Source organism: Methylobacterium sp. 88A (genome assembly GCF_000376345.1).
Lineage (GTDB): Bacteria > Pseudomonadota > Alphaproteobacteria > Rhizobiales > Beijerinckiaceae > Methylobacterium > Methylobacterium bullatum.
Genome location: NZ_AQVT01000001.1, coordinates 1,275,598 through 1,297,161, shown reverse-complemented (window position 1 = coordinate 1,297,161; position 21,564 = coordinate 1,275,598). Strand labels below are relative to the sequence as shown.

17 protein-coding genes and 1 riboswitch are annotated in these 21,564 nt (G+C 65.0%); of the genes, 9 read left to right on the top strand and 8 right to left on the bottom strand.

The genetic code is table 11. The features are described from left to right. Nucleotides 1-14 precede the first annotated feature (14 nt). The 3 genes from A3OM_RS0106190 to A3OM_RS0106180 are packed head-to-tail and all read right to left on the bottom strand — an operon-like array spanning nucleotide 15 to nucleotide 2,736. The gene (locus A3OM_RS0106190; RefSeq protein ID WP_018042864.1) at nucleotides 15-224 is read right to left on the bottom strand and encodes a DUF1656 domain-containing protein; all 210 of its coding nucleotides are present in this window, start codon (nucleotides 222-224) and stop codon (nucleotides 15-17) included. After that, entirely contained in the window at nucleotides 221-2,266 is a 2,046-nt protein-coding gene (locus A3OM_RS0106185) for an FUSC family protein (RefSeq protein ID WP_018042863.1), read from the bottom strand. Before A3OM_RS0106185 ends, A3OM_RS0106190 begins: the two co-directional genes overlap by 4 nt. Next, nucleotides 2,263-2,736 carry a MarR family transcriptional regulator gene (locus A3OM_RS0106180; RefSeq protein ID WP_018042862.1) on the bottom strand — a complete coding sequence of 158 codons (474 nt, stop codon included), beginning with the start codon at nucleotides 2,734-2,736 and terminating at the stop codon, nucleotides 2,263-2,265. The genes A3OM_RS0106185 and A3OM_RS0106180 overlap by 4 nt, the downstream gene beginning before the upstream one ends. Nucleotides 2,737-3,380: 644 nt before the next feature. Here A3OM_RS0106180 and A3OM_RS25095 point away from each other — a divergent pair. The 8 genes from A3OM_RS25095 (at nucleotide 3,381) to A3OM_RS0106135 (ending at nucleotide 13,703) form a co-directional block, all read left to right on the top strand. Beyond that, a protein-coding gene (locus A3OM_RS25095) for an IS5 family transposase (protein ID WP_085984212.1) occupies nucleotides 3,381-4,141 on the top strand; the annotation gives its coding sequence in 2 pieces (ribosomal slippage) (nucleotides 3,381-3,720 and nucleotides 3,720-4,141; 762 coding nt in all). A gap of 193 nt (nucleotides 4,142-4,334) precedes the next feature. Next, nucleotides 4,335-4,545: riboswitch (cobalamin riboswitch) on the top strand. Between the two features lie 182 nt (nucleotides 4,546-4,727). Continuing rightward, nucleotides 4,728-6,890: a TonB-dependent siderophore receptor gene (locus A3OM_RS0106170; protein WP_026175774.1), complete on the top strand. Its 2,163-nt coding sequence runs from the start codon at nucleotides 4,728-4,730 to the stop codon at nucleotides 6,888-6,890. Continuing rightward, nucleotides 6,890-7,633 carry an ABC transporter ATP-binding protein gene (locus A3OM_RS0106165; protein WP_018042859.1) on the top strand — a complete coding sequence of 248 codons (744 nt, stop codon included), beginning with the start codon at nucleotides 6,890-6,892 and terminating at the stop codon, nucleotides 7,631-7,633. Before A3OM_RS0106170 ends, A3OM_RS0106165 begins: the two co-directional genes overlap by 1 nt. Continuing rightward, on the top strand, nucleotides 7,630-9,024 hold the full coding sequence (locus A3OM_RS0106160) for a DUF3526 domain-containing protein (RefSeq protein ID WP_018042858.1): 1,395 nt from the start codon (nucleotides 7,630-7,632) through the stop codon (nucleotides 9,022-9,024). The genes A3OM_RS0106165 and A3OM_RS0106160 overlap by 4 nt, the downstream gene beginning before the upstream one ends. Continuing rightward, nucleotides 9,021-10,508, top strand: coding sequence for an ABC transporter permease subunit (locus A3OM_RS0106155; protein ID WP_018042857.1), 1,488 nt, complete (start codon nucleotides 9,021-9,023; stop codon nucleotides 10,506-10,508). Before A3OM_RS0106160 ends, A3OM_RS0106155 begins: the two co-directional genes overlap by 4 nt. Before the next feature lie 304 nt (nucleotides 10,509-10,812). After that, on the top strand, nucleotides 10,813-11,976 hold the full coding sequence (locus A3OM_RS0106145) for a heparan-alpha-glucosaminide N-acetyltransferase domain-containing protein (RefSeq protein ID WP_026175773.1): 1,164 nt from the start codon (nucleotides 10,813-10,815) through the stop codon (nucleotides 11,974-11,976). A 313-nt stretch (nucleotides 11,977-12,289) separates the two neighbouring features. Next, a complete protein-coding gene (locus A3OM_RS0106140) occupies nucleotides 12,290-12,829 on the top strand; it encodes a glyoxalase superfamily protein (RefSeq protein ID WP_026175772.1) in 540 nt (179 codons plus the stop codon). A 241-nt stretch (nucleotides 12,830-13,070) separates the two neighbouring features. After that, on the top strand, nucleotides 13,071-13,703 hold the full coding sequence (locus A3OM_RS0106135) for a tyrosine-type recombinase/integrase (protein WP_026175771.1): 633 nt from the start codon (nucleotides 13,071-13,073) through the stop codon (nucleotides 13,701-13,703). Nucleotides 13,704-13,949: 246 nt separating this feature from the next. Here the strand turns inward: A3OM_RS0106135 and A3OM_RS0106130 are convergent, their stop codons facing one another. The 3 genes from A3OM_RS0106130 to A3OM_RS25090 form a co-directional block, all read right to left on the bottom strand. Beyond that, nucleotides 13,950-16,070 carry a TonB-dependent siderophore receptor gene (locus tag A3OM_RS0106130; RefSeq protein ID WP_157196448.1) on the bottom strand — a complete coding sequence of 707 codons (2,121 nt, stop codon included), beginning with the start codon at nucleotides 16,068-16,070 and terminating at the stop codon, nucleotides 13,950-13,952. 550 nt (nucleotides 16,071-16,620) lie between these two features. Then, entirely contained in the window at nucleotides 16,621-17,157 is a 537-nt protein-coding gene (locus tag A3OM_RS0106125) for an SMI1/KNR4 family protein (protein WP_018042851.1), read from the bottom strand. A 244-nt stretch (nucleotides 17,158-17,401) separates the two neighbouring features. After that, nucleotides 17,402-18,207, bottom strand: a protein-coding gene (locus A3OM_RS25090) for an IS5 family transposase (protein ID WP_085984211.1) whose coding sequence is annotated in 2 segments (ribosomal slippage) — nucleotides 17,402-17,871 and nucleotides 17,871-18,207 — 807 coding nt in all. Because the reading frame shifts where the segments join, the coding sequence is not laid out codon by codon here. Between the two features lie 176 nt (nucleotides 18,208-18,383). Between A3OM_RS25090 and A3OM_RS25740 the strand changes: the two genes are divergently transcribed. Then, on the top strand, nucleotides 18,384-18,842 hold the full coding sequence (locus A3OM_RS25740; protein WP_157196447.1) for a hypothetical protein: 459 nt from the start codon (nucleotides 18,384-18,386) through the stop codon (nucleotides 18,840-18,842). Between the two features lie 136 nt (nucleotides 18,843-18,978). On the opposite strand, the gene A3OM_RS25735 is transcribed toward A3OM_RS25740, so the two are convergent. Both A3OM_RS25735 and A3OM_RS0106100 read right to left on the bottom strand, forming a co-directional pair. Continuing rightward, nucleotides 18,979-19,272 carry a hypothetical protein gene (locus A3OM_RS25735; protein WP_157196446.1) on the bottom strand — a complete coding sequence of 98 codons (294 nt, stop codon included), beginning with the start codon at nucleotides 19,270-19,272 and terminating at the stop codon, nucleotides 18,979-18,981. A 303-nt stretch (nucleotides 19,273-19,575) separates the two neighbouring features. Further along, nucleotides 19,576-21,129 (bottom strand): FAD-dependent oxidoreductase, encoded by a 1,554-nt coding sequence (locus tag A3OM_RS0106100; protein WP_026175768.1) that lies wholly within the window; start codon nucleotides 21,127-21,129, stop codon nucleotides 19,576-19,578. Nucleotides 21,130-21,564 lie beyond the last annotated feature (435 nt).

Genomic DNA, 21,564 nt, shown 5'->3' with positions numbered 1-21,564 from the left:
ATTCTGTTGGCCGCTTAAGAGGTGAGCGGGACCGCCACCGAGACGACGAGACCGAGGAGCACGACGTAGAGGGCGAGGTCGAACAGCGGCCGGTGCCAGACGAGGCGATAGAACCCGGTCCGGGCCAGCACCCACCGGAGGGGTAGGCTGACGGCGAAGGCGATCAGCATCCAGGCCGCTAAGCTCGGAACGAAGACGCCGTAGAGGTCGAGTTCACCCGTCATGCCGCGAGCTCCGGTTGCGTGGTCGAGTTCCGGGTCGAACGGTAGGGGACCGCGTCGGGAAACAGGCCACGCCGGATGCCGACGAGGGCCATGAGCGCGGCGCGGCCCGAGGCTTGGCGAGCCGGATCGGCCGAGACCGCGTCAAGCGCACCATCGATGGTGCCGAGCAGGTCCGACGGCGGCTCCTCACGCTTGACTCCGAAGTGCCGTGACAGCGCGCCGAGCAGGAGCTCGACCGCTTCTCGGCCTTCCTTCGGGAGTTCCCGCCGATCACGCCGCAACTCGACCACGTTAATGCCGACCCGGACCTCGGCGAGGAGGTCGGCGGTCCACTCGGCATCGTCGGGAGGCAGGGAGGCGAGGCGCGGCGCGATCAGCCCGACCCGGTCCAGCATCAGGGCCGCGAGTTCGAGGCCGTTCTGCGCCCCCTGGCGCTCGGCCGCCCGGGCCAGGCTGCGGCGGTTGACGGCCCGTAGGCGCCGCGCCGACCACCCGGCACCCACCGAGCGCACAAGACGCGTGACGATGGCGGCCACCCACATCCCGACGATGACGGCGATGGACGAGTTCGCGAAGGCGGCGAAGTCGGCGCTGTAGCTGCCCTGGATGGCGATCATCGCCGAGCCGTTGACCGCCGCGCCCATCGCCAGGGGCGCGGTCTTCGGCTGGGCCATGAAGATCCCGCAGATCAGCAGGGCAGGAGCCAAAGCCAGGACCAGCATCTCGAACGTGGTGGCGAGCGGCAGGACCGCGAACAGATAGGTCCCCGCTCCGAGGGCGCCGAGGATCGCCGAGTTGGCGAAGCTGACGATGAACGGCGCGGGATCGTCCTGGGCGGCGAAGAAGCTGCAGCCCACCGCCGCCATCATCGGGGCGGCCGAACCGTGCGGCCAGCCGGTGGCAATCCAGATCGCGCAGGTGATCAAAATGGTCAGAAACACGCCCACGGCCGACAGCAGCGCCATGCCGTGGTCGCGGTGGCGGATCATGCGGGCCGCGGCAGTGTATCGGAAGGTGAGGTCCTCGGTGACGGGGGTGCCGTCCGCGATGTGCCGCTCCAGGATGCGGGCGTCCTGGCGCAGGTCGATGAAGTCGCGCAGCCGCGCCAGGAGACTGGCGAGCACCAACGCGCTCCAGGACGTCCGCGCGCCAAGCTCGGGTTCGAGTGCAACCGCAGCCGCCTTCAGCCGGTCGGCCTCGGTGCGCTCGGTCGTGCCGGAGGCGAGCCAAAGAGCCATTTCGTCGAGCAGGGTGCGCAGACGCTGCGGCAGAGCCCGCGCGCGCTCCAGCGTTTCGATGCGGTCCGAGATTGCCGAGGCGATGGGCAGGAACATCAGCATGTGTTGGCGCAGCGTCGCCATCGCATCGGCCGAGCGCTCGGCCCCAGTCATGTCGTATCGCAGCGGTGTCGCCAGGGCGTCGAACGCGACCGCGTCCGAGGCGAGCTTCAACCGAGTCGCCTGGGTGTCCTTCGTGGTGCGGGCGCGGCCGAGGACGTCGATGACCCAGCCGCGCGCATCACGCAGCCAAAGGTCAAGCCGGCCAGTGATCACGGGCACCACGGATTGCGGCAGCACCACCGTGTTGACGAGGCTGGCGCAGAGGATGCCGAGGGTGATCTCTTCGGCCCGCGCCACGGCTGTGTCGAACATCGTCCCGGGGTCGCCGACGGCCGGAAAGCCGATCAGGGCCGCCGTGTAGCCGCCGAGCATCATGAGGTAGCTGCGCGGGGTCCGGTCGAGGAGAGAGAAGTACAGGCAGGTCGCGACCCACAGTGCGATGGCCAGGGTCAGGAGCTCCGGCGAGTTCACGAGATTCGGCACGAGGGCGACCGTCACGACGGCCCCCAGCAGGGTGCCCAGCACCCGGTAGAGCGCCTTGGAACGAGTCGCGCCGGCGAGCACCTGGCTGGTGATGTAGACGGTGCCGAGCGCCCAGTAGGGGTTCGGCAGATCGATCCAGAACGCCAGGAACAAGGCCAGCACGCCGGCCCCGAAGGTTTTCAGCGAGAACGCCCAGTCGCGCCAGCCCGGAAGGGTCATTCGGGGGCATCTTTCGTGGCCGCTGCCGCGGCCGAGGCCCCTGCGGCGAAATCCTGGACTGTCCGGAACACCCGTAGGCTCGCCTCCAGGTCGGCAGGACTCACGTCGGCGAACATAGCCGCGCGCAAGCCGGCCAGTTCGACCTCTATCTCGGCGACGACCATCTTCGCCTCCGAGGTGAGGCTGAGCACCTTCGCTCGCCGGTCGCTCGGATCCTCGGTTCGCACAACCAGCCCGGCCTTCTCAAGTTGGTCGAGCAGGCGCACCAGCGACGGCCCCTCGATGCCGACCGCCTCAGCCAAGGCGTTCTGGCGCGGTGCGTCCCCCATCCGCGCGATCATGACCAGCGGAAGTGCCTTCGCCTCCGAGATCCCGTGCCTTTCCGTGACCGTGTTGGCCACGCGACGCCATTGGCGTCCCGTCAATATCAAGGTGTGGGAGTAGGCTTGGCTAAGGTCGCTCAGGTCCATCTCGTCGCCTCGTGGCAACCTGGTAGGAACGATCCACCGAATTGCGTATCTATAAATAGGAAGCTATTTATTAGCGGGTGAATTTCAAGGTGGATGCGGTCTCGTCCTCCGTTGCGCGTATAGGGCTCTTGATCGGAAGTGAGGTTCGTAACCTTCGGTATCTCCTTCCCTACCTGGGTGATCCGGATCTGGAAGGTCTCAATTTGATCGGTCGGCCGGGTCGCTGGAGTCTACATTCTTTCGAGCGGAGCCGAGTGTGACTTCGATCCGGTCACGCGGGACGATATGCCGGTTTTCGTTTATTCACGGCTCGCCGAAATGCAGATCGAGATAGCCGTTGGCGAGTTGCGTCGGATGTCGGTTGGGCAAGCAGACCGAGGCAATAGAACGATCTAAGTCTGCCTGGGAGCATTCATCAGAAAGGCTTCTTTGGCGTAGTTGGGTCGACATCTCCCCGTCCGCACTTCGACCACATTGGGTGGAATGCGGTCCGACTGCTTTCGACCAGAAGACGTCCATAAGCGCTTATCGTGGAGGCCATCGAGCATCGGCCGATTGCGCCACTAGGGCGTGGTGACGATTTAAGGATTTGGGATTCCCAGCAGGGCTGAATTCGGATTCAACGCTGATTTTGGAGATCGGCGATGGATTGCGACGCACTTCGGGACGACCAATGGGAGCGGATCAAGGATTTTGTGCCCGGCGGGACCAGAGGCAAGCGTGGTCCCCGCACGGACAATCGGCGGTTTCTCGATGCGCTTCTCTGGATGGCGCGTTCGGGCGGGCGCTGGCGCGACCTGCCTGAGCGCCTGGGCGATTATCGCTCGGTGAAGCGGCGTTACTATCGCTGGATCGAGATGGGGGTCCTCGACGCGATGCTGTCGGTGCTGGCGCGGGATGCCGACCTCGAATGGCTGATGATCGACTCGACCATCGTGCGGGCTCATCAGCATGCGGCCGGAGCCCGCAGGGAAAAAGGGGGGCGGATGCCCAGGGCCTGGGTCGGTCTCGAGGCGGACTGAGCACCAAGATCCACGCGGCAACGGAAGCGCTCGGCCTACCGGTCCGCCTGATTGGCTCTCCCGGACAGAACAACGACATCACAGTCGCCCATGACCTCGTCGAAGGCTTCGACGCCAAGGCGACCATTGCCGACAAAGGATACGACGCCGATCACTTTTGCGACGGTCTCGCCGAGACCGGAACGGAGATCGTCATTCCGCCCAAGCGAAACCGCAAGATCCAGCGCTCCTACGATGTCGAACTCTACAAAGAGCGCAACCGCATCGAACGCTTCTTCGCCAGACTCAAACAGTACCGACGCGTCGCCACACGATACGACAAACTTCTCGCCAATTTCATGGGCTTCGTCAAAATCGCTGCCATCGCCATATGGCTCAAATAGTTAAATCGTCACCACGCCTTAGGCGCAGGCTGCATAACCTTTCACCCCCGATGGATCAGAGCCTCCGCACCTGAAAAGAGCGGACTGTCCCAATCCATCTGGCGACGGACAACGGTCCGGGACCAGACTGATGCAATGTTACAATGTTGCGAGAAAATGACGCCCCCTCGATTGACTATGCGGCGGCGCCCGGCGAATGTCTGACCGTCAAGGTTCCTGCGGGTCGTCGGCTCGCGGGCTAAGAGGGAATTCGGGGTGCTCGCAGGAGCGCTTCCGAAGCTGCCCCCGCAACTGTTAGCGGTGAGCCCTCACCGTCCATGGTCACTGGTGCGACGCACTGGGAAGGCCGAGGCGAGGGCGACGACCCGCGAGCCAGGAGACCTGCCTTGCACAACGATACGTCTCTCGGGCGGGGTGTCCCGGCGGAGCGCATGAGCGGGCTTGGCTACTGACGCAGCCGGTCCCGCGAGGGCACCCGCTCGGCCGTCGCTCGACAACCTTGAGCGCACCGGTGCCCCTTCGTCCCAACCTGGCGACCTCGAAGGTTGCGATCCTGACCCTGCCCGTTCCGGCCAAGCGTCGTCGGATGTCGAGGCGTCGAGGATCGCACTACGCGCTTGCCGCAATCCTTTCGGCGGGCGCGCCTGCACTGGAGGCCCGGGCGCAGGAGGCCGTCACGCTGGAGGAACTCTCCGTGGAGGCTACTGGCGGGAGCGCTCCAGTGGTCGCTGGTGCTGGCCCCTCCCCGGGGATAGGCCTGATCGGTCCGACCCCGGGCTACCGGGCCGACCGGGCGGTGAGCAGCACGAAGACCGACACGCCCCAGCGCGACGTGCCCCAGATCGTCACCGTTGCGCCGCGCGAGGTCATCACAGATCTCGCCGCCACCCGCGTCGACCGGGTCTTCAACTATACGCCCGGCGTCGCCCAGCAGAACAATTTTGGCGGCCTGACGGTGTTCAGCTACGCCATCCGTGGCACGACTACCTCGGAACTCTACCGTAACGGCTTCCCGATCAACCGAGGCTCGCCGCCGCCGCCCGACACCCAGAACGTCGAGCGCATCGAGGTGCTCAAGGGCCCCGGTGGCGGCCTGTTTGGGCGCAGTGACCCAGGTGGCCTCGTCAACTTCGTCACCAAACAGCCGACCGCTGAGCGCTTCGTCGAGATGGGCGGTCTCTGGGGTTCTTTCGAGCAGTTCCGCGACACGGTCGATGCCGGTGGCGCGCTCAACGAGGACGGCACGCTGCTCTACCGATTTAACTTTGCGGGCGGACGCCAGAACAGCTTTCGCGATTTTGTCGACAGCGACCGGCTCCTCGTCGCTCCCGTCGTGAGCTGGCAGGTCACGCCGGACACGAAAATCACCGTCGAGACCGAGTTCCTGCGCAATCGCGTCGTGGTCGACCGGGGTGTGATTGCGATCAACCGCCAACTCGGCTTCCTGCCGATTTCCCGCTTCCTCGGCGAGCCGGGGCAGAGCACGTATCAGAGCTCGGACACGATGCAGGTGCGGGTCGAGCATCGCTTCAACGCCGATTGGCAGATGCGCCTCGCCACCCACTTCAACACCGGCTCGCTGGTCGGGGAATCGGCGGAGGTCCGTGGCCTCGCCGCCGACAATCGCACCGTCCTGCGCGACCGGAACTTCCGCGATTACCGCTGGGATACCGCCATCGGTCAGGCCGAGGTGGTGGGGCGCTTCGCCACCGGTGATCTCGGTCATACCCTGCTTCTCGGCTTCGAGCGGGAGAGCACGGATAGCCGCGTGGTCTATGATCGCTCGAACTTCCGCCAGAGCCCCTACAGCCTCGACATTTACGATCCCCGCTACGGCCAGGCCCTGCCGCCGCTCACGATCCGGCGCAACAACTTGGAACGAGTCACCAACACCGCCCTCTATGTCCAGGACCAGATCGCGCTCAGCCCCGAGTGGAAGGCGCTCCTCGGGGCCCGGTTCGATTTCTTCGAGCAATCTTTTCGCGAGCGAACGAACTCGACCCAGTCAGAGCAATCGCGGGTGGCGGCCACGCCGCGTGCCGGGCTCGTCTACCAGCCCCTGCCTGAGCTTTCGCTCTACACCAATGTCGGCACCAGCTTCCGGCCCAATATCGGCCCCGACGCCTTCGCGGTGGCCCGCGCGGAGCCGTTCGAGCCCGAGACTGGCATCGGCTACGAGGTGGGTGCCAAGCTCGATCTGTTCGGAGGCGCCCTCGGCCTGACGGCGGCGGCCTTCCGCATCGAGCGGCAGAACGTGCTGACGGCCGACCCCAACAACAGCGGCTTCTCGCTGGCGGCGGGCGGCGTGCGCAGCCAGGGCTTCGAACTCACGGCCGCAGGCCAGATCACCCCCGAGATCAAGATCCTGGCGGGCTACGTCTACGCCGACGCAGTGGTGACCAAGGATAACGTGCTGCCGGTGGGCGCACCGCTGATCAACATCCCGCGCCACTCGGGCAGCCTGCTCGCTGTGCACGAGGTCCAGGCCGGCCCCTGGAAGGGCCTCGGCCTGGGCGGCGGCGTGCGCGGGGTTGGCGAACGCGCCGGGGACGCATCGGGCTCGGGCTTCTCTCTGCCGGCCTACATCGCTGTCGATGCGCTGGCCTATTACCGCTACGAGAACATGCGCTTCGGCCTTAACGTCGAGAACATCTTCGACACCACTTACTATGAGAGTTCGAACAGCGTGTTCCGGGTCTATCCCGGCGCGCCCCGGCGCTTCACCGGCACGATCTCGGTGCGGTTCTGATGACTGAGGTCACGACCCATTCGGGCGACTTCGTCCTGGAGATCCGGGGGGCGGGCAAGCGTTTCGGCGAACGCCAAGCCCTCGATGGCCTCGACCTGTCGCTCCGTCCCGGGGAAGTCTTCGCCCTGCTCGGGCCGAACGGGGCTGGCAAGACCACAACGGTCAACCTGATCCTCGGCTTCCTAAAGGCGGATGCCGGCACGGTCCGGGTCTGCGGTGTCGATGCCGGCGCCGACCCGGTCGGCGCGCGCCGGCACGTGGCCTACATCCCCGAACAGGTGGCGCTCTATCCCGGCCTCTCCGGGGTGGAGAACCTGCGCTACTTCACGACCCTGGCCGGCCTCGATCTGACGAAAGCGAACGCACGCATGCTCCTCGCGGAGGCCGGCCTCGCCGAGCCTGCCCTCGCCCGTCCCGCCGGCTCCTATTCCAAGGGCATGCGCCAGAAGGTCGGCATCGCGGTGGCACTCGCGCGCCGTGCCCGGCTCCTCCTCCTCGACGAACCGACCTCGGGCCTTGATCCGAGCGCGGCGGCGGACTTCTCCACAACGGTCCGGGCGGCGGCGGATCGTGGCACCGCCATCCTGATGGCGACCCACGATCTCTACAGGGTGCGCGAGATGGCTGGCCGCGTCGGTGTCCTTAGCCGTGGCCGTATCGTTGAGGAGATCGACCCCCGGACCCTCGACCATGTCAGCCTGGAGCGGCTCTACATCGAGCGGCTGGCGGGGAGCGCGGCGTGAGGCAGCTCGCGGCCGAACTCGCGCGCACCGCCCGCGATGCGCGCCTTCGCTGGATCGGTGCCGTCCTCGTCCTGCTCCTCACGGTCGCGGGCCTCGGCGCCTGGCGGGATTCTATGCGCTATGCTGGTGAGGTCGCTCAGGTCGCGGCCGCCGAGCGCGCGCGCTGGCTCGGCCAGGATACCAAGAACCCGCATTCGGCCGACCATTTCGGCCTTTGGGTGTTCCGCCCCTCGGCACCGCTCGCCGTGCTCGATCCCGGTACCGAGCCCTACACGGGCCGGATGGTGCGGGTCGAGGCGCACGTTTTCAACGACGCGGTCTATCGCGCCATCCAGGATGCCGGACCGCTCGCGCGATCCGGCCTCGGCAGCGTCGCCGATATCGTCCAACTCGTGGTGCCGCTCGCCGCCATCCTGCTCGGCTTCTCCGCCTTCGCCGCCGACCGCGAGCGCGGCACGCTGCGTCTCGCGCTCGGCAACGGCGTCCCGCCGGGCCGGCTCTTCGCGACCCGGTTCGCGGCGCTCTTCGCCGCGCTGGCGCTCGTGGCAGGGCTTCCGCTCCTCGGGATCGGCGCGCTCGCAGTGGTGAGCGAGGAGGGTGCCGGCTGGCAGGCCGTTCCGCGACTGCTCACCTGGGTAGCGGCGCAGCTGACCTATGCCACCGTATTTCTGCTGCTCGCGATGCTCGTCTCGCTCGTCGCACGTACGGCCCGGGGCGCGCTTGCGGCGGCGCTCGCGGTCTGGGCCGTCCTTTGCGTCGCGGCCCCCCGCCTCGCAATCGTCGGTGTCGACGCGGTCATGCCCGCCCTGTCCTACCGCGAGGTCCGGACGCGGATCGAGTCCGGTTTTCGGGCGCATCGCACCGCCGAGGCGAACGATGTCCGTACGCGCGAGGTGCTCGCCCGCTATAGCGTGAGCGACCCCGACGAACTGCCCGTGGACCTGCGCGGCCTGATGATGTCGGAGAACGAGAACTACAACTTCACGGTCTACGACCGTGAGCTCGGCGCGTTCTTCGACAGCCTCGCGACCCAGGAAAGGGCGTTGGCCTGGGCTGGCCTGCTGTCGCCGCGGGTCGCCCTGCAGGCCCTCTCGCAGACGCTCGCCGGCACCGATTTCGCCCAACACGCCCACTTCGTCTGGGCGGCGGAGGCCTATCGGCGCCGAATCTCCGAACGCATGAACGCCGAGATCCGCGACCATCCCCAGCGCGGCGGGACCACCCTCGTCGCCGGACCGGATCTCTGGGGGGAGATCCCGCCTTTCGTCCACCGGCCATTGCCGTTCGCCACCACGCTGGCCAACGCACGCGTTCCGGCCTTCGTCCTCGCCCTGTGGCTCGGTCTGCTTGCGCTCCTGTGCCGTCCCCTTGTCCGGAGGCTGAAGCCGTGAGAACCGTCCGGTTTCCCGTCCTGCTCGGCGCCGAACTGCGCCTGATCCTGCGCGAGCGCCTGACCTGGGCGATCCTCGCCGCCCTCCTCGTGGCTCTCTGCCTAGCGGCGTGGACGGGCGCAGGGCGCGTCTCCATGGAGCGAGCCGCCCTCTTGCAGGCCGCCGCCAACACCGACCGGGTCGTGCGGGACGCCAAGGCCGCCCATGAGCGTTATGGCAAGCCCTCGCCAATCAAAGTGAACTACTGGCAGGACCCCACCGACGCCTTCGGCTACATGACCTACTTCATGGCCGCCTACGCGGTGAAGCCGCCGACGCCGCTTGCCGTATTCGCGGCCGGTCAATCCGACGTGCAACCCGCGATCATGCGGGCCAGCTTCGGCTTCAGCACGGTCTTCGACGACACCGCCTACGAACCCAGCTCGACCGCCCGGCTCAGGCTCGGCCCCTTCGATCTTGCCTTCGCGCTGGTCTACCTCGTACCTCTCGCCGTCATCGCACTCGCCGGCACGCGGCTCTCCTCCGAGCACGACAACGGCATCCTGCGCATGATCGCGTCGCAGCCCGTCGGGCCGCGTCGCGTGGCGAGCGCGAAGTTCGGGGCCGTGGCGCTGGTCGCCATCACAGCTGTGCTCGGTGGAACGGCGCTGGCGCTCATCGTATCGGGCGGTCTCGGAGAGCTCGGCGGTTGGGAGGGTACGCTGGCCCTCCTTGCGGCCACCCTGGCCGCCTACGTCGTCCTCTGGGTGTCGGCCTGCGCCCTGGTGGCCAGCCTGTGGCGCGGAGGCGTCGCCGCCCTCGCGATCCTCGTACTGGCCTGGGCCTGCGTCACAGTCGCTCTCCCAAGCACGCTCGGCCTCGCGGTCGAGGCCCTCGCACCAACGCCTTCTCGGATCGCTGCCATCGATGCGAGCCGGCAGGCTCAGGTCCGCTTCTACACCGGGGAGGAAGGCGCACGGATCACCTCGGCCTGGCTTGCAGGCAAGGTTCCGGAGGTCACGAGCCGGCCGGGGCTGGCGGAGGCGCCCGAGATCAAGCGCCTCGCTCGCGATGCGTTCTACGACGAGGCGCTGGCGAGCTACCGAGATGCCGCGCACGACCATGCCAGGGCGGCGGCGGTATGGAGCCGGCGACTGGCGATTCTGTCGCCCGCGACCGTCCTCGCAATCGCGCTGGAGATGGCGGCGGGAACCGACGCGGAGCGCCATTCGGCCTTCCTGGCGGCGGGCGCCGCTTATCGCCGGGACCTGCGTGCGTTCTTCGAGCCTCGCATTCTCGCCCAAGCTCTTGATCCGGTCCCAGTGTGTCAGGGCTGCCCCGCACGGCTCGACTTTGCCGCCTACGACGCCGTCCCGGCCTTCGTGCCCTCCGTCCCGCGCGCAGCGGCCGAACACCAGGCGGTGGTGGCTCTCGGTTGCCTGATAGCGGGAACCCTGCTCCTTGCCGCCTTGGCCTACCGTCGTCTTTCGGGATGGCCTGCTTGATGCGCCCGAAGCCGACCGAGGCCTCGGAGGATGCCAGCCCGATGGCGACCCAGCCCCCTGACGGTTCCGCCGCCCGCGCCCGGCGCGGGGATGCCGGGCGCGGCGCCTCGTCCGCGCGAGCGCGCCGCTACGTTCTCGCTCTTATGCCAATGATCGACGCCATGAGTGGGGAAGTCGGGCGAACGCCCCAGTGCCTTGCTCCGGAGCTGACGCGGCGGGGGGGCTGCAAGCCGCGCGGCGGTGCGGTCTGGACACCGGTCGATGTCGGCCGCCTCCTGCATAGGATCGGAACTGAGCGCGCGAGATGAGGCCTGCAATCTCCGAGGCAGCGCAGGCAGTGCGGTCCCGCATCGTCTCCATCGACGCCCTGCGCGGCCTCGTCATGCTGCTCATGCTCGTCGACCACGTGCGGGAGTTCATCTACCTGCACGCCCAGGTCCGAGACCCCATGGATCTGAGCCTCACGCCGCCCGGCCTCGTTCTGACCCGGCTCACCTCGCACCTCTGCGCGCCGGTCTTCATCCTGCTTACTGGCCTCTCGGCCAGCCTCCATGCGCAGAAGCATGACGACCGGCGGGCGACCAGCGTGTTCCTGGTGAAGCGCGGCCTCCTGCTGATCCTCATGGAGGTGACGCTGGTCAGCCTCGCCTGGACCCGCAGCCTGACGCCGCCGATCCTCTACCTACAGGTGATCTGGGCCATCGGCGTCAGCATGGTGGCGCTGGCCGCCTTGCTCTGGCTACCGCGCGCTGCCCTCATCGTCTTCGCCGCGGCGGTGATGCTCGGCCACAACCTGCTCGACGGACTCGTGCTCCAGCCCGGCGACACCGGCTACGTCCTCTGGTCGATCCTACACCAGCGGGGCTTCATCGAACTGCCTTGGGGCGTGGCGCGGACCTCCTATCCCGTGCTGCCCTGGTTCGGCGTGATCGCGGCAGGCTACGCCCTAGGGCCGCTCTTCGCCGGAGCGGTCGCGCCGGCCGCTCGTCGCAACGGGCTCCTGGCGATGAGCGGCGCGGCGCTCATCGCCTTCCTGATCCTGCGGGGCCTCAACGGCTACGGCGAGCCGGTGCCGTGGCAGACGGGAGCGACGACCCTAATGACTGCGCTCTCCTTCGTGAACCTCACCAAGTACCCGCCCTCGGCCGACTTCCTGTTGCTGACCCTGGGCCTCGGGCTCGGGCTCCTCGCCTTGTTCGAGGCGGTGCCGGCGCGAAGCCTCGGGTGGCTGCGCACCTTCGGCGGCGCGCCGCTGTTCTTCTACCTCGCGCATCTCTGGCTGTTGCGGCTTCTCCATGACGGCGCCCAGGCGCTCGGCCTCGGCGACCTCTCCGGCCGGATCGAGGCGGGAGCGCCGGTGCAGATCTGGCTGGTCGCGGCGGCCCTTGCCCCCCCGCTCTGGCTCGCCTGCCGTTGGATGGTCGGCCTGAAACGTCGGGCGGCGTTGCCGGGCTTGAGCTACTTGTAGGCCCGCCAGGAGATGCCCCCTTCCAGAGGCTCGATAGAAGCCTCGCAATGGCTCTCGTTGATGGACACCGACCGATGCGAGTTCATGGCTGGGCTGGGTGGAAAGCGGGCGTTCCACCCCCGATCCGAAGCAGCCCGATATTGCTTTGGCGAATACTCCCCCATATGGTTCCGCTCAGGTTGACACTACCTGCTGCTCGCACCCGTAAGGGGATGGTGAAAGTGTCGTTTTCGTATTCCGTACGCATCCTTCCCAGGGGCGAATGGGTCAGCAACGCGAGCCCTGACGACCGTTTGCCCGACTGAGGAAGACCATGCATTCTCATCTTGATCCCAAGGCCATGGCAAAGGCCCTGCGTGTCGCTTTGCACGAGCGCCACCAGATGACTATCACCCACGGAATGGCCCTCGAAATCGTCGCGGCCCAGCATGGCCTCGAAAGCTGGAATGTCCTCGCAGCGGCAAACGCCATCTCCGCCGCCGACGTCCGCTTCGGTCAGACCTGCCCGATCATGCGTATCTTCGACGAGGGAGTGGCTAGGGAGTTCTATCTCGACTTCCTCGGCTTCCACCTAGATTGGGAGCATCGCTTCGGCGATAATTTCCCTCTCTATGCTCAGGTCTCACGCGCCGGGCTGATCCTGCATCTTAGCGGTCACAACGGGGATGCGACCCCGGGATCTACGGTCTTCGTGCGGATGCAGGGGGTCAAAGGCTACCAAAAAGAGCTTGCAAGCAAAGACTACAAGCATGCAAAGCCGAGCGTTGAAGACGAGCCCTGGGGTCTCGTAATGAGTATAGCTGACCCATTCAGCAACCGCATTCGCTTCTGTCAGGACAAGCCGGACGTTTGAACCGATTGGGGGCAGGCATACTCCCTTATGTCTGCCCCACTTGGTCCGTTCGTAGATTTTCGTCCGTCACGCTGGCAGGAAGCATGCCTTCCCAAGGGCTGCTATGGGTCGGACGCAGCAGGGCTGTATTTTAATCTTGGCAGCTGAGTGGCACACATCCCGAACGTCTAATTGGTGATGCGCAGGTTACGTTCGCAGCACCCCTTCTCTCTGCCGGCAGCGGCCGGTTGGGAGATGAGAGATGGGACATTCAGAGTACGACCCAGCCTTCAAGAACCGCCGACCATGGAACGCAGGACGGAAGCTCGGCGCCAAACGCGCGCTCAAACCACAACAGGTTTGGGCCATCCGTTTCTGGCTCGACGGAGAGCGGCGTGTACGCGACCGGGCCATGTTCGACCTCGCCATCGACAGCAAGTTGCGCGGTTGTGACATCGTCAAATTGAAGATCGGTGAGCTCGTCAGCGGCGGGCATGTACGGGCGCGCGTCATTGTCGTTCAGCGAAAGACTGGGTCGCCCGTGCAATTCGAACTGCTCGAACCAGCACGTACCAGCATTCTGACTTGGCTGAGGTGCCGAGGGGGCGGGCTTGACGATTACGCCTTTCCCAGCCGGATCGACCACGAGGCGCACATAAGCACCCGGCAGTACGCCCGCCTGGTAGATGAATGGGTGACGGGCATAGGACTACGGCGCGAGGACTACGGCACACATTCTCTACGCCGAACAAAGGCGGCATTGATCTACAAGCGAACCGGCAACTTACGCGCTGTGCAGATTCTGCTCGGGCATACGAAGATCGAGAGCACGGTACGCTACCTCGGCGTGGACGTTGAAGACGCGCTCGCTCTGGCAGAAGCAACCGAAATCTGAAAGCCGGCCTCCTCGGCGGCAACGTTGAGGGGGCCATTCAGATTTTACAACCGCAGCGCGTCCAATGTCGTCGTCAAACTGGCGTTTGACTGTCTTGGATATAGACTTTCTTGGACTGACCCAGCCTTTCTGCACCGGGTGGATTTCAGCTGGTCTGCTTACGGGTAGTTCAAGCCTTACAGTGGACGAAGACGCCAGATAGATGGGCGATCCGTCGCAGAAGCACCTTCTTGGCAATGATAGAAGTCAAAAGCGTGCTGCGACACCGCCCATGATCGTGCGCGGCGTACCCGGTGTAGCGTAGCGGTTCTGGAAGGCGCGGTCGTAGTAGGTCGTGTCGAGTAGGTTGTCGACATTAAGATAGACCCGCACCTGCGGAGTGATCCAGTAGTAAGAGATTAGGTTGACGACCGTGTATTCCGGCAGGCGGAAGGTCGAGAGGGCGGTGCCGGCCAGGCGCTGACCGACATAAGTCACGCCACCACCAAGACCAAGTCCCCGTAATTCTGCCCCTTGGAACTCGTAGACGCTCTGCAGGGCGAGGGTGTCGGCAGGAATGTTGGCGATCCGCGTGCCCACGGGCAGCGTGTTGTCGCGGCTCACGGCGGCATCCGCATGGGTGTAGGTGCCGATCACCCGCCAGCCGGGTGCCAGATATCCAGCAACGGTCAGGTCGAAGCCCTGGCTGCGCACCTCGCCCGCCGCTACGCTGAAGTTAGGATCGACTGCATCGGCCGTGAGGACGTTGGTGCGCCGAATGTCGAACAGAGCCGCCGTGGCGCTCAGTTGTCCGTCAAGCAGGCTTAGCTTGGTGCCGACCTCGTAGCCCTCGCCTTGCTGGAAAGCGAAGGGGCGTCCCGAGCGATCCGTGCCGGTATTTGGCAGGAAGGAACGGCCGTAGCTGCCGTAGACCGAGACCTCATCGTTTAGATCGTAGGTGAGGCCGAAGCGCGGGGTCGCGACCGTGTCCTGCGGGCTCGTGGTGCGGCCGGTGCGGTAGTCTGTGGAAACGAGGCCTAGGTTCTCCACGCGCACGCCCAGAAGGGCATGGAGGCGTGGGGTGAGGTCTATCTGATCCTGAACGTAGCCGCCGAAGCTCTCGGTGTTCTGCAGGAAGTTGGTGATCGAGGCGAGAGGAGGCCGGGCGGATTGCCCGTAGCGGGGCGTGAGGAGGTCGAGAGTAAAGGGGAAGAGGTTCGCGTTCGAGCGGTTGAAGACCTCTCGATAGCGGTACGTGTCGTACTCGAAGCCCATCAGCAGAGTATGGCGGAAAGGGCCGGTCTCGAACTTGCCCGCGAGGTTGAGCTGCAGGTCGAGATCCGACCAGCTCAAGTCGCGATGCTCGAAAGTTCGGCGCAGGGTGCGCCCGTCGCTGAGGACGTTCATGGCGCCTACGCCGTCGCCGACGAGGCTCCCACCCAGCGCCTGGACCCCAGCAGTTACCACCCAGTCCTGATCGAGCTTGTGCTCGATGCGGAGCTGGCCGAGGGCGTTGTCGTTGCGCACCGGCGGGATGCCAGGCTCGCCGATGAAGCGGTTGCGTGGCAGGGCGCGGATGTTGCCGTTGATTGGTACGACGCCCCGGTCGAAGGTCGCGGCCGTGCTGACGAACTCGCCCTCCAAAGTGACCGTGGTGTCGGCGGTCGGCTTCCAGGCGATGACAGGAGCGAGGTAGAAACGATCGCTGTGCACGAAGTCGCGGAAGCTGCCGTTGTCCTCCACGGCGCCGGTAACGCGAGCGAGCACTCGGCCTTCCTCGTCGAGGGCGCCAGTGGCGTCGAAGGTGCTTCGCTTCTGGTTGAAGCTCCCGAACTGCGTGCCGATCGCGAGGGCGCGCTCGGCCAATGGCTGCTTGGTCACGATGTTGAAGGTGCCGCCGGGATCGCCACGTCCGTATAGGAAGGCGGACGGGCCCTTCAGCACCTCGATCCGCTCAATGGCGACCACGTCCGGAGAGGGCGGGTAGCCCCGGTTGATCGGGAATCCGTTGCGGTAGTACTCGCCCGTGTTGAAGCCGCGGATGGTGAACTCCGTCAAGCCAAGGCCTGCAAAGTTGTTGGCCCGGCCGACGCCGGCAAGATCGAGGGCGGTGTCGACCCGCGTTGCGGCGGCGTCCTGCAGAACCCGATCCGGTACGACGACAACCGTCTGGGGCACCTCGCGAAGGGGTGTGTCGGTGCGGGACGCGCTCACGCTATCCCGTGCAAGGTAGCCATCGACTTTGCGTGTAGATCCACCAGTAGGCGCGCCAGTGCCGGCCACTGACAATTCGTCGAGCTGCACCTCTTGAGATGCGTCTGCAGCAAGTTGGGCTACAGCCGGATCGGGCCCAAAGCCGATCAACGAACCCGATTGAGCCACAACCATGAATGTAGCTGATACGGCCAGCGCAGTGCTTCTCTTGGTCATTTTTCTCGGCACTGTTACGGGCGTAAACCAGCTTAGGTTAATTCTGCCCGTTACAATTTAGAAACATAAGCGGTCAAGCTCACGAGGTTCGAATCACACAGGATTAGTTTAGAGTTATTCGAACATACCTAGGCCTGGGTCTAGAAGCGTTACAATCTGTACCATCTTGGAGAAAGTGTGTTGCGAAAGTGTTACAGCGATAAGATCGTTCTATTGGTCGGCAGCGATATTCTTCGTGCACTTGGTTTGAAGTAGCATCCCGTTGGGGTAGCTCAAACCAACAGCGCAACCGTTGGAAGTCCTGATGGGTGGATGGCTGCTTTCAGGAAGTGCTCATAGATGGCCGTATGACCGACTGGGGTGGTTTCCTACCGATCTGCTTTGGGGCGGTGACCGATGGAAGCGGACATCGCCTACGCGCCCGCTCACGACCCAAATCGGACGCCTCAAACAGCGCGTCAGCCTTCCGAAAGCGGACGATCCCTCTTTAATGCCATGAGCGTCGAGATTAAAGGTAGTCGGGTGTCAAGCTGGCCAGGAAATCGGCGAAGCTGTTCTCTACGACGCCGACGGAATTCCAATCGTAACCCCGCGCTCCGAAAGTCTTGGCCTTGATGACTATATAAAGGATTCGCCCATGATGTTCGGGCGTGAGATCAATCAGGCAATGACCATAGCCGTCGTCGAACGTCAGCGGGTAAAGTGCCTCGGGGAGACGTGGTCCGGAGTTGCCGTAGAGCGGGTCGAGATACCGCTGCCGTGTTTCCGCGAGCGCATGTGGACCACCGATCGCACCTACGTCGATCCTCTTCTTCTTTTCGTTCGCAAAGGTGGTTTTCGCCTTGAAGCAGAAGATCGATTTGCTGCCGAGTTGACGCGCCCCGTAGGTGAGCCAGAATGCCTTGAGGTCTTCCGGCATGCGCACGTTCTCGGACAGTTCGAAGTCCTCGATATCCTTCGGGGTCACCGGTTTGGGAGGGCGTCCCATCTCGTCCGGCAAATCGAGAAGCGAGCGCAACGCCTCGTGCATCGTGATGTTTGTCAACCGAAGATCCGATGTCTGCCTTCTCGCATTATCGCCCGAAAGCGGGCTGCTTGAAAACCACCCCGAACCGAAGTTGCAGGAGAGCTGACGAACGGCCGCTTTGGAGAAGCGCCGACGGCGGCCCGGATGGCTGGGTTGGGTCGGGAGCCGTCCGTTCGCTCTACGACCGGGTTGGGTGGGGACCGGCCTTTGGCGCTGCGGCCGAAACCAGACGTTTAAGCCGGGAGAGATCGGTTTAGAGCGCCTAACAGAACCGTTTGATCTGGTTGAGGGTGATGAGGCTGGCCGCGAGGCTCGTGAAGGCCTCGTAGATGTCGCTGCGTCGCTCGTAGCGGACGGGCAATCGACGGAATCGGTTGAACCAGGCGTGGGTGCGCTCCACGACCCAACGGTGACGTCCGAGCTTCTCACTGCTCTCGATGCCCTTACGCGCGATGCGCGGCACGATCCCCCGCGCCCGGCACTCCTGGCGGCGAGGTCTGGCATCGTAGGCTTTGTCGGCGTGGAGCTTGTCCGGACGGCGTCGCGGTCGCCCTCGTCGACCGCTCCGCAGAGGCGGAACGGCATCGAGAGTAGCTGCCATCATGATGCTGTCGTGCCGGTTGGCCCCGCTCAGGCGGAAGCCGAGCGGCGTGCCACGCGCGTCGGTGACCAGGTGGCGCTTCGTACCCGGCTTGCCCCGGTCCGTCGGGTTCGGGCCGGTGGCAGGCCCCCCTTTTTGGCCGGGACAGACGCGCTGTCCAGGCAAGCCCGGTTCCAGTCGATCTCACCCGCTGCGTGCAGGCGCTCCAGCAGCACGTGATGCAGGCGGCCCCACACGCCCGCCGCTTGCCAATCCCGCAGCCGCCGCCAGCAACTCATGCCGGAGCCGCAGCCCATCTCCGCCGGCAGCATCTCCCACGGCAGACCCGAGCGCAGCACGAACAGGATGCCCGTCAGTGCGGCCCGGTTCTCGATCGGACGACGCCCGCCCTTCGGACGCGGCCGAGGCGGCGGGAGGAGCGGAGCGATCTCATCCCAGAGATCATCGGGGAGAAGCGGTCTGGCCATGCCAAACCAACGCTGAAAGCAACGCTCGGTGCCGTTCTGTTAGGCGCTCTTAGTTTAAGTGCACCTAAGCCGAACCTGGTAGGCGAAGCCCGTCGGTGTGTCGAACAACGAACATCAAATATGCATGCTCTTAATGTCCTTCTTGCAAAGGCTCGCTCTCCAATCCACGCTGGCACATGAGCGAGACGCATGATCCTTCAAGCGCCCCGGTAGCCGTGCTCTACGATTATGTGAGAGCCAAGCTGATCCGCCATGGCGTCGAGAACAGTGAGGACGGGCGGCTTATCCTTGCTGATAAACGCCTGTTCCTGCGCTTCGTCGGGCTTGAGCGTGCCGTACGCGATGGCAGCTTCGATGCAGTCCGCGCCCGCGTAGACGACATTGAGCGACATGCTATCGCAATCGGACGCCGCCAAGTGGCGTTCTTCGCCTGCATGTACCTGAGCCTGTCGTACCTCGCGCCGCGCCGATACCATCTTAGTACAGCTAATCCTGATGGTACGCTCCGAACGTGTCTCGACTACGATAGCGAGGTCAGCGACGAGGAGCGCTTAATTGGCGACTGGGCTAGGATTGTCTATCACAAATTCTCGAAGCACTACTTGCGGGCTATCTACAAGGGCAGCAGTCAGTGACGCTCGTGGAGCCTCCGAGAGCGACTCCGTCTGCGATGTAGAATGCCCTAGAGCGGACACCGTGAGGTTCCGCATGGGGTCGAAATGCGACCGTCCGCACTCTGACTGGTTCGGGTGGGAAGCAGTCATTATCCAGTTACGGAAACATTGCGTGTAGCACGTTGAGAGCCAGGAAAGTTAGGGCCATTAGGATCATCACACCAGAAAATAATGTTCTTCTGAAATTCTCTATAATCAGCTTGTCGTGTTCATTGATTTTAAAAAATTGAGCTTCTTCTGAAGATACGGCGATTGATGGACTGAGCACGCCAAAGCCAAAAGGATATTTACCCTGCAGCTTCCCACGAATGCGTTTTAAAAGCACTACTAGTAGGAAGATGCCGGCCATGAAGCATAAGATGATAAGTGTAAGAGGCGCAAATTCTTTCATTCATACCAAGCCATGATTATTGCTGGATCGTGCCACGAGGTGCGGTTTCAGCCAACGTCCCAGATGGGTGGGTTTCCGTCGGTCTGCTTTTGGCAAGCAAATCTGAGAAATCGGACGTTCGCGCGCAATGCGACGCACGTCGGCTTTTCGCCCATTCCGATCGGTCGAGAACGCCAGAGGGCATCCGACCGCCGATGCCTTAGGGTCGCGGCGGCCTGCGCGGCCCGAAGGGCGTAGGGCCGGCACCACGCCGACCCAGCGACCTCACCTTGCCGCGGTTCTCGATGGGTTGCCGGACAGCCCCTAGGCAGCCTCTCGCGCAAGGTTGGGCAGGTCCGCCCCGGCCTCGATTTCGGCCGCCGAGGGCAGACGCCCGAGGCTGAGCAGGTGCAGGAAGGCCGTGAAGGCATTGTTGCGACCGATGCTGCAGGCGGCGGTCACCCGGTCGCCCGTGACGTAATAGGCGATGAAGTCGAGGGCGGCGAGGTCCCCTTGCATAACGATCCGGTTGAACCCTTTGGCGTATCCGCCGTAATCGAGGCGCTTGTCGCCCTGGTTGCTCCAGAAAAATGGAGCCCCCGCAAACACGCCGCTTCGGCCGAGGATGGCATGGGCTACATGCGTGCCGTGCTGCTGCGCGAGACGCCAATGCTCGATCCGCGCTGTCTCGCCGCTCGCCTTCTCGGGGAAGGCGGCGATATCACCTGCGATCCAGACGCCCTCCGCGAGCTTGAGGTCGCCGGCGACCGTGAGGCCGCCGGTCTCATCGGGCTCGACGTCCGCAATCAGGCTGGTTTCCGGACGTGCGCCTGCGCCGATGAGAACGATGTCGGCCGCAAGGCGCCGTCCTTCCTCCGTCTCGACGGCTTCGACACGGTCGGTGCCGGCGATCCTGGCGACGGAGCCGGTTTCGAAGGTGATGCCGTTGCCGGCGTGATACCGCTTCAGCGCTGCGCCCACCGCCTCACCGAAGCGCTTGGCGAAGGGCGTTTCCTCGCGCGCCAGCACGGTGACGGACAGCCCGCGCTTCGCAAGGAACGCAGCCGCCTCCATGCCGATGAAGCCGGCGCCCACCACGACGACCGACCTGCCCTCGCCCGCCGCCTCACTCACCTGGAGTGCATCGTCGAGACTGCGCAGGGTAAAGACCCCGCCGAGGTCCTTGCCGGGGAAGTTGGGCACCACCGCCCGACTTCCGGTAGCGACGAGGATCGCGTCCGCGCTTAGGGTCCGGCCGTCCTTCAGGGTGATGTCGCGTTGGGCGGGATTGACCCGGGCGACCTCCGCGATGATGCGCTCGACCTTGTTGATCCGGTCGAAATCGGGCTCGATCAGCACCTTCTCCGGCGGGGTCGGCTTGGCAAGGAACTGCTTGGAGAGCTTGGTCCGGTCGTAGGGGGGGTGCGCTTCGCGACCGACCATGGTGACGCGGCCGTCATAGCCTTCGCGGCGCAGCGTCTTCACGCAGGCGACGGCTGCGGCACCCGAGCCGACGATAAGCACGCTCCCCACGGTCGCGCCCGCCGTCTTCGTCGGCGCCGGCTCCGGCGTGAGGGTCGCGACGGCGTCGGTCCCCTCGAAGCGGACCGGGTAGCGCGTCAGGGAGTCGAGGGCCGGCGGCTCCTCCAGGCTTCCGTCGGCTATCGCGAAGGCGGCCTTGTGCCAGGGGCAGTAGAGGCGTCCGCCGCAGATCTCGCCCTTAGCGAGCGGCGCCCCAAGATGCGGGCACTTGGCCTGAAACGCCCGCACGCCGGAGGCGTCGCGCACGAACAGAACCTTCTCGTCCCCGGCCGCCCCCTCCTTCATACCCCCCATCGGGATCGCGTCGAGGGCAAGGCGGATCTCAGTTCCGGGCATGGCTGGCGTCCCTTCTGGCGAGCGCCATCGCGCCCGGCCTATCAAGTCGCCGAACACGTTCCGGTTGCCTCTTGCCCGGCCGGGAACACGGTGGAAGGCGGACCCGTGAGATCGCTTCGAGCAGCGGCCGAAGTCGTCCGGTTGCGCCGCGACCGCACCGTCGTCGGGGCGCTCCTAGGGAGCGCACAGCGACGGTGCATTCTTCGCAGGGTAATTCTCGAACCGCAGGATCAAACACCTGAGCCGATCGGACGTCCGCTTGTGGGGCTATTGGGAATCCCCTGCGACGGCGCAATCGGGTCGGAAGCAGAAGGGCCGCTTCGTGGCGGTAGGCCGGGGTCTGCACTCCATCGGTGGACGTCCCCTGGAACGCAAGTGGCTTTTAGTGTGTAGGCACGGTGTCGGTTGCTGCCATTTGTCCAGCCTCTAGAGCCG

What these genes read in the sequence shown, in the direction of transcription:
- A3OM_RS0106180 (WP_018042862.1), bottom strand. Translation starts at nt 2,736, where the DNA reads ATGGACCTGAGCGACCTTAGCCAAGCCTACTCCCACACCTTGATATTG.
- A3OM_RS0106130 (WP_157196448.1), bottom strand. Translation starts at nt 16,070, where the DNA reads ATGGTTGTGGCTCAATCGGGTTCGTTGATCGGCTTTGGGCCCGATCCG.
- A3OM_RS0106165 (WP_018042859.1), top strand. Translation starts at nt 6,890, where the DNA reads ATGACTGAGGTCACGACCCATTCGGGCGACTTCGTCCTGGAGATCCGG.
- A3OM_RS0106145 (WP_026175773.1), top strand. Translation starts at nt 10,813, where the DNA reads ATGAGGCCTGCAATCTCCGAGGCAGCGCAGGCAGTGCGGTCCCGCATC.
- A3OM_RS25735 (WP_157196446.1), bottom strand. Translation starts at nt 19,272, where the DNA reads ATGAAAGAATTTGCGCCTCTTACACTTATCATCTTATGCTTCATGGCC.
- A3OM_RS0106100 (WP_026175768.1), bottom strand. Translation starts at nt 21,129, where the DNA reads ATGCCCGGAACTGAGATCCGCCTTGCCCTCGACGCGATCCCGATGGGG.
- A3OM_RS0106190 (WP_018042864.1), bottom strand. Translation starts at nt 224, where the DNA reads ATGACGGGTGAACTCGACCTCTACGGCGTCTTCGTTCCGAGCTTAGCG.
- A3OM_RS0106140 (WP_026175772.1), top strand. Translation starts at nt 12,290, where the DNA reads ATGCATTCTCATCTTGATCCCAAGGCCATGGCAAAGGCCCTGCGTGTC.
- A3OM_RS0106185 (WP_018042863.1), bottom strand. Translation starts at nt 2,266, where the DNA reads ATGACCCTTCCGGGCTGGCGCGACTGGGCGTTCTCGCTGAAAACCTTC.
- A3OM_RS0106170 (WP_026175774.1), top strand. Translation starts at nt 4,728, where the DNA reads ATGTCGAGGCGTCGAGGATCGCACTACGCGCTTGCCGCAATCCTTTCG.
- A3OM_RS25740 (WP_157196447.1), top strand. Translation starts at nt 18,384, where the DNA reads ATGAGCGAGACGCATGATCCTTCAAGCGCCCCGGTAGCCGTGCTCTAC.
- A3OM_RS0106135 (WP_026175771.1), top strand. Translation starts at nt 13,071, where the DNA reads ATGGGACATTCAGAGTACGACCCAGCCTTCAAGAACCGCCGACCATGG.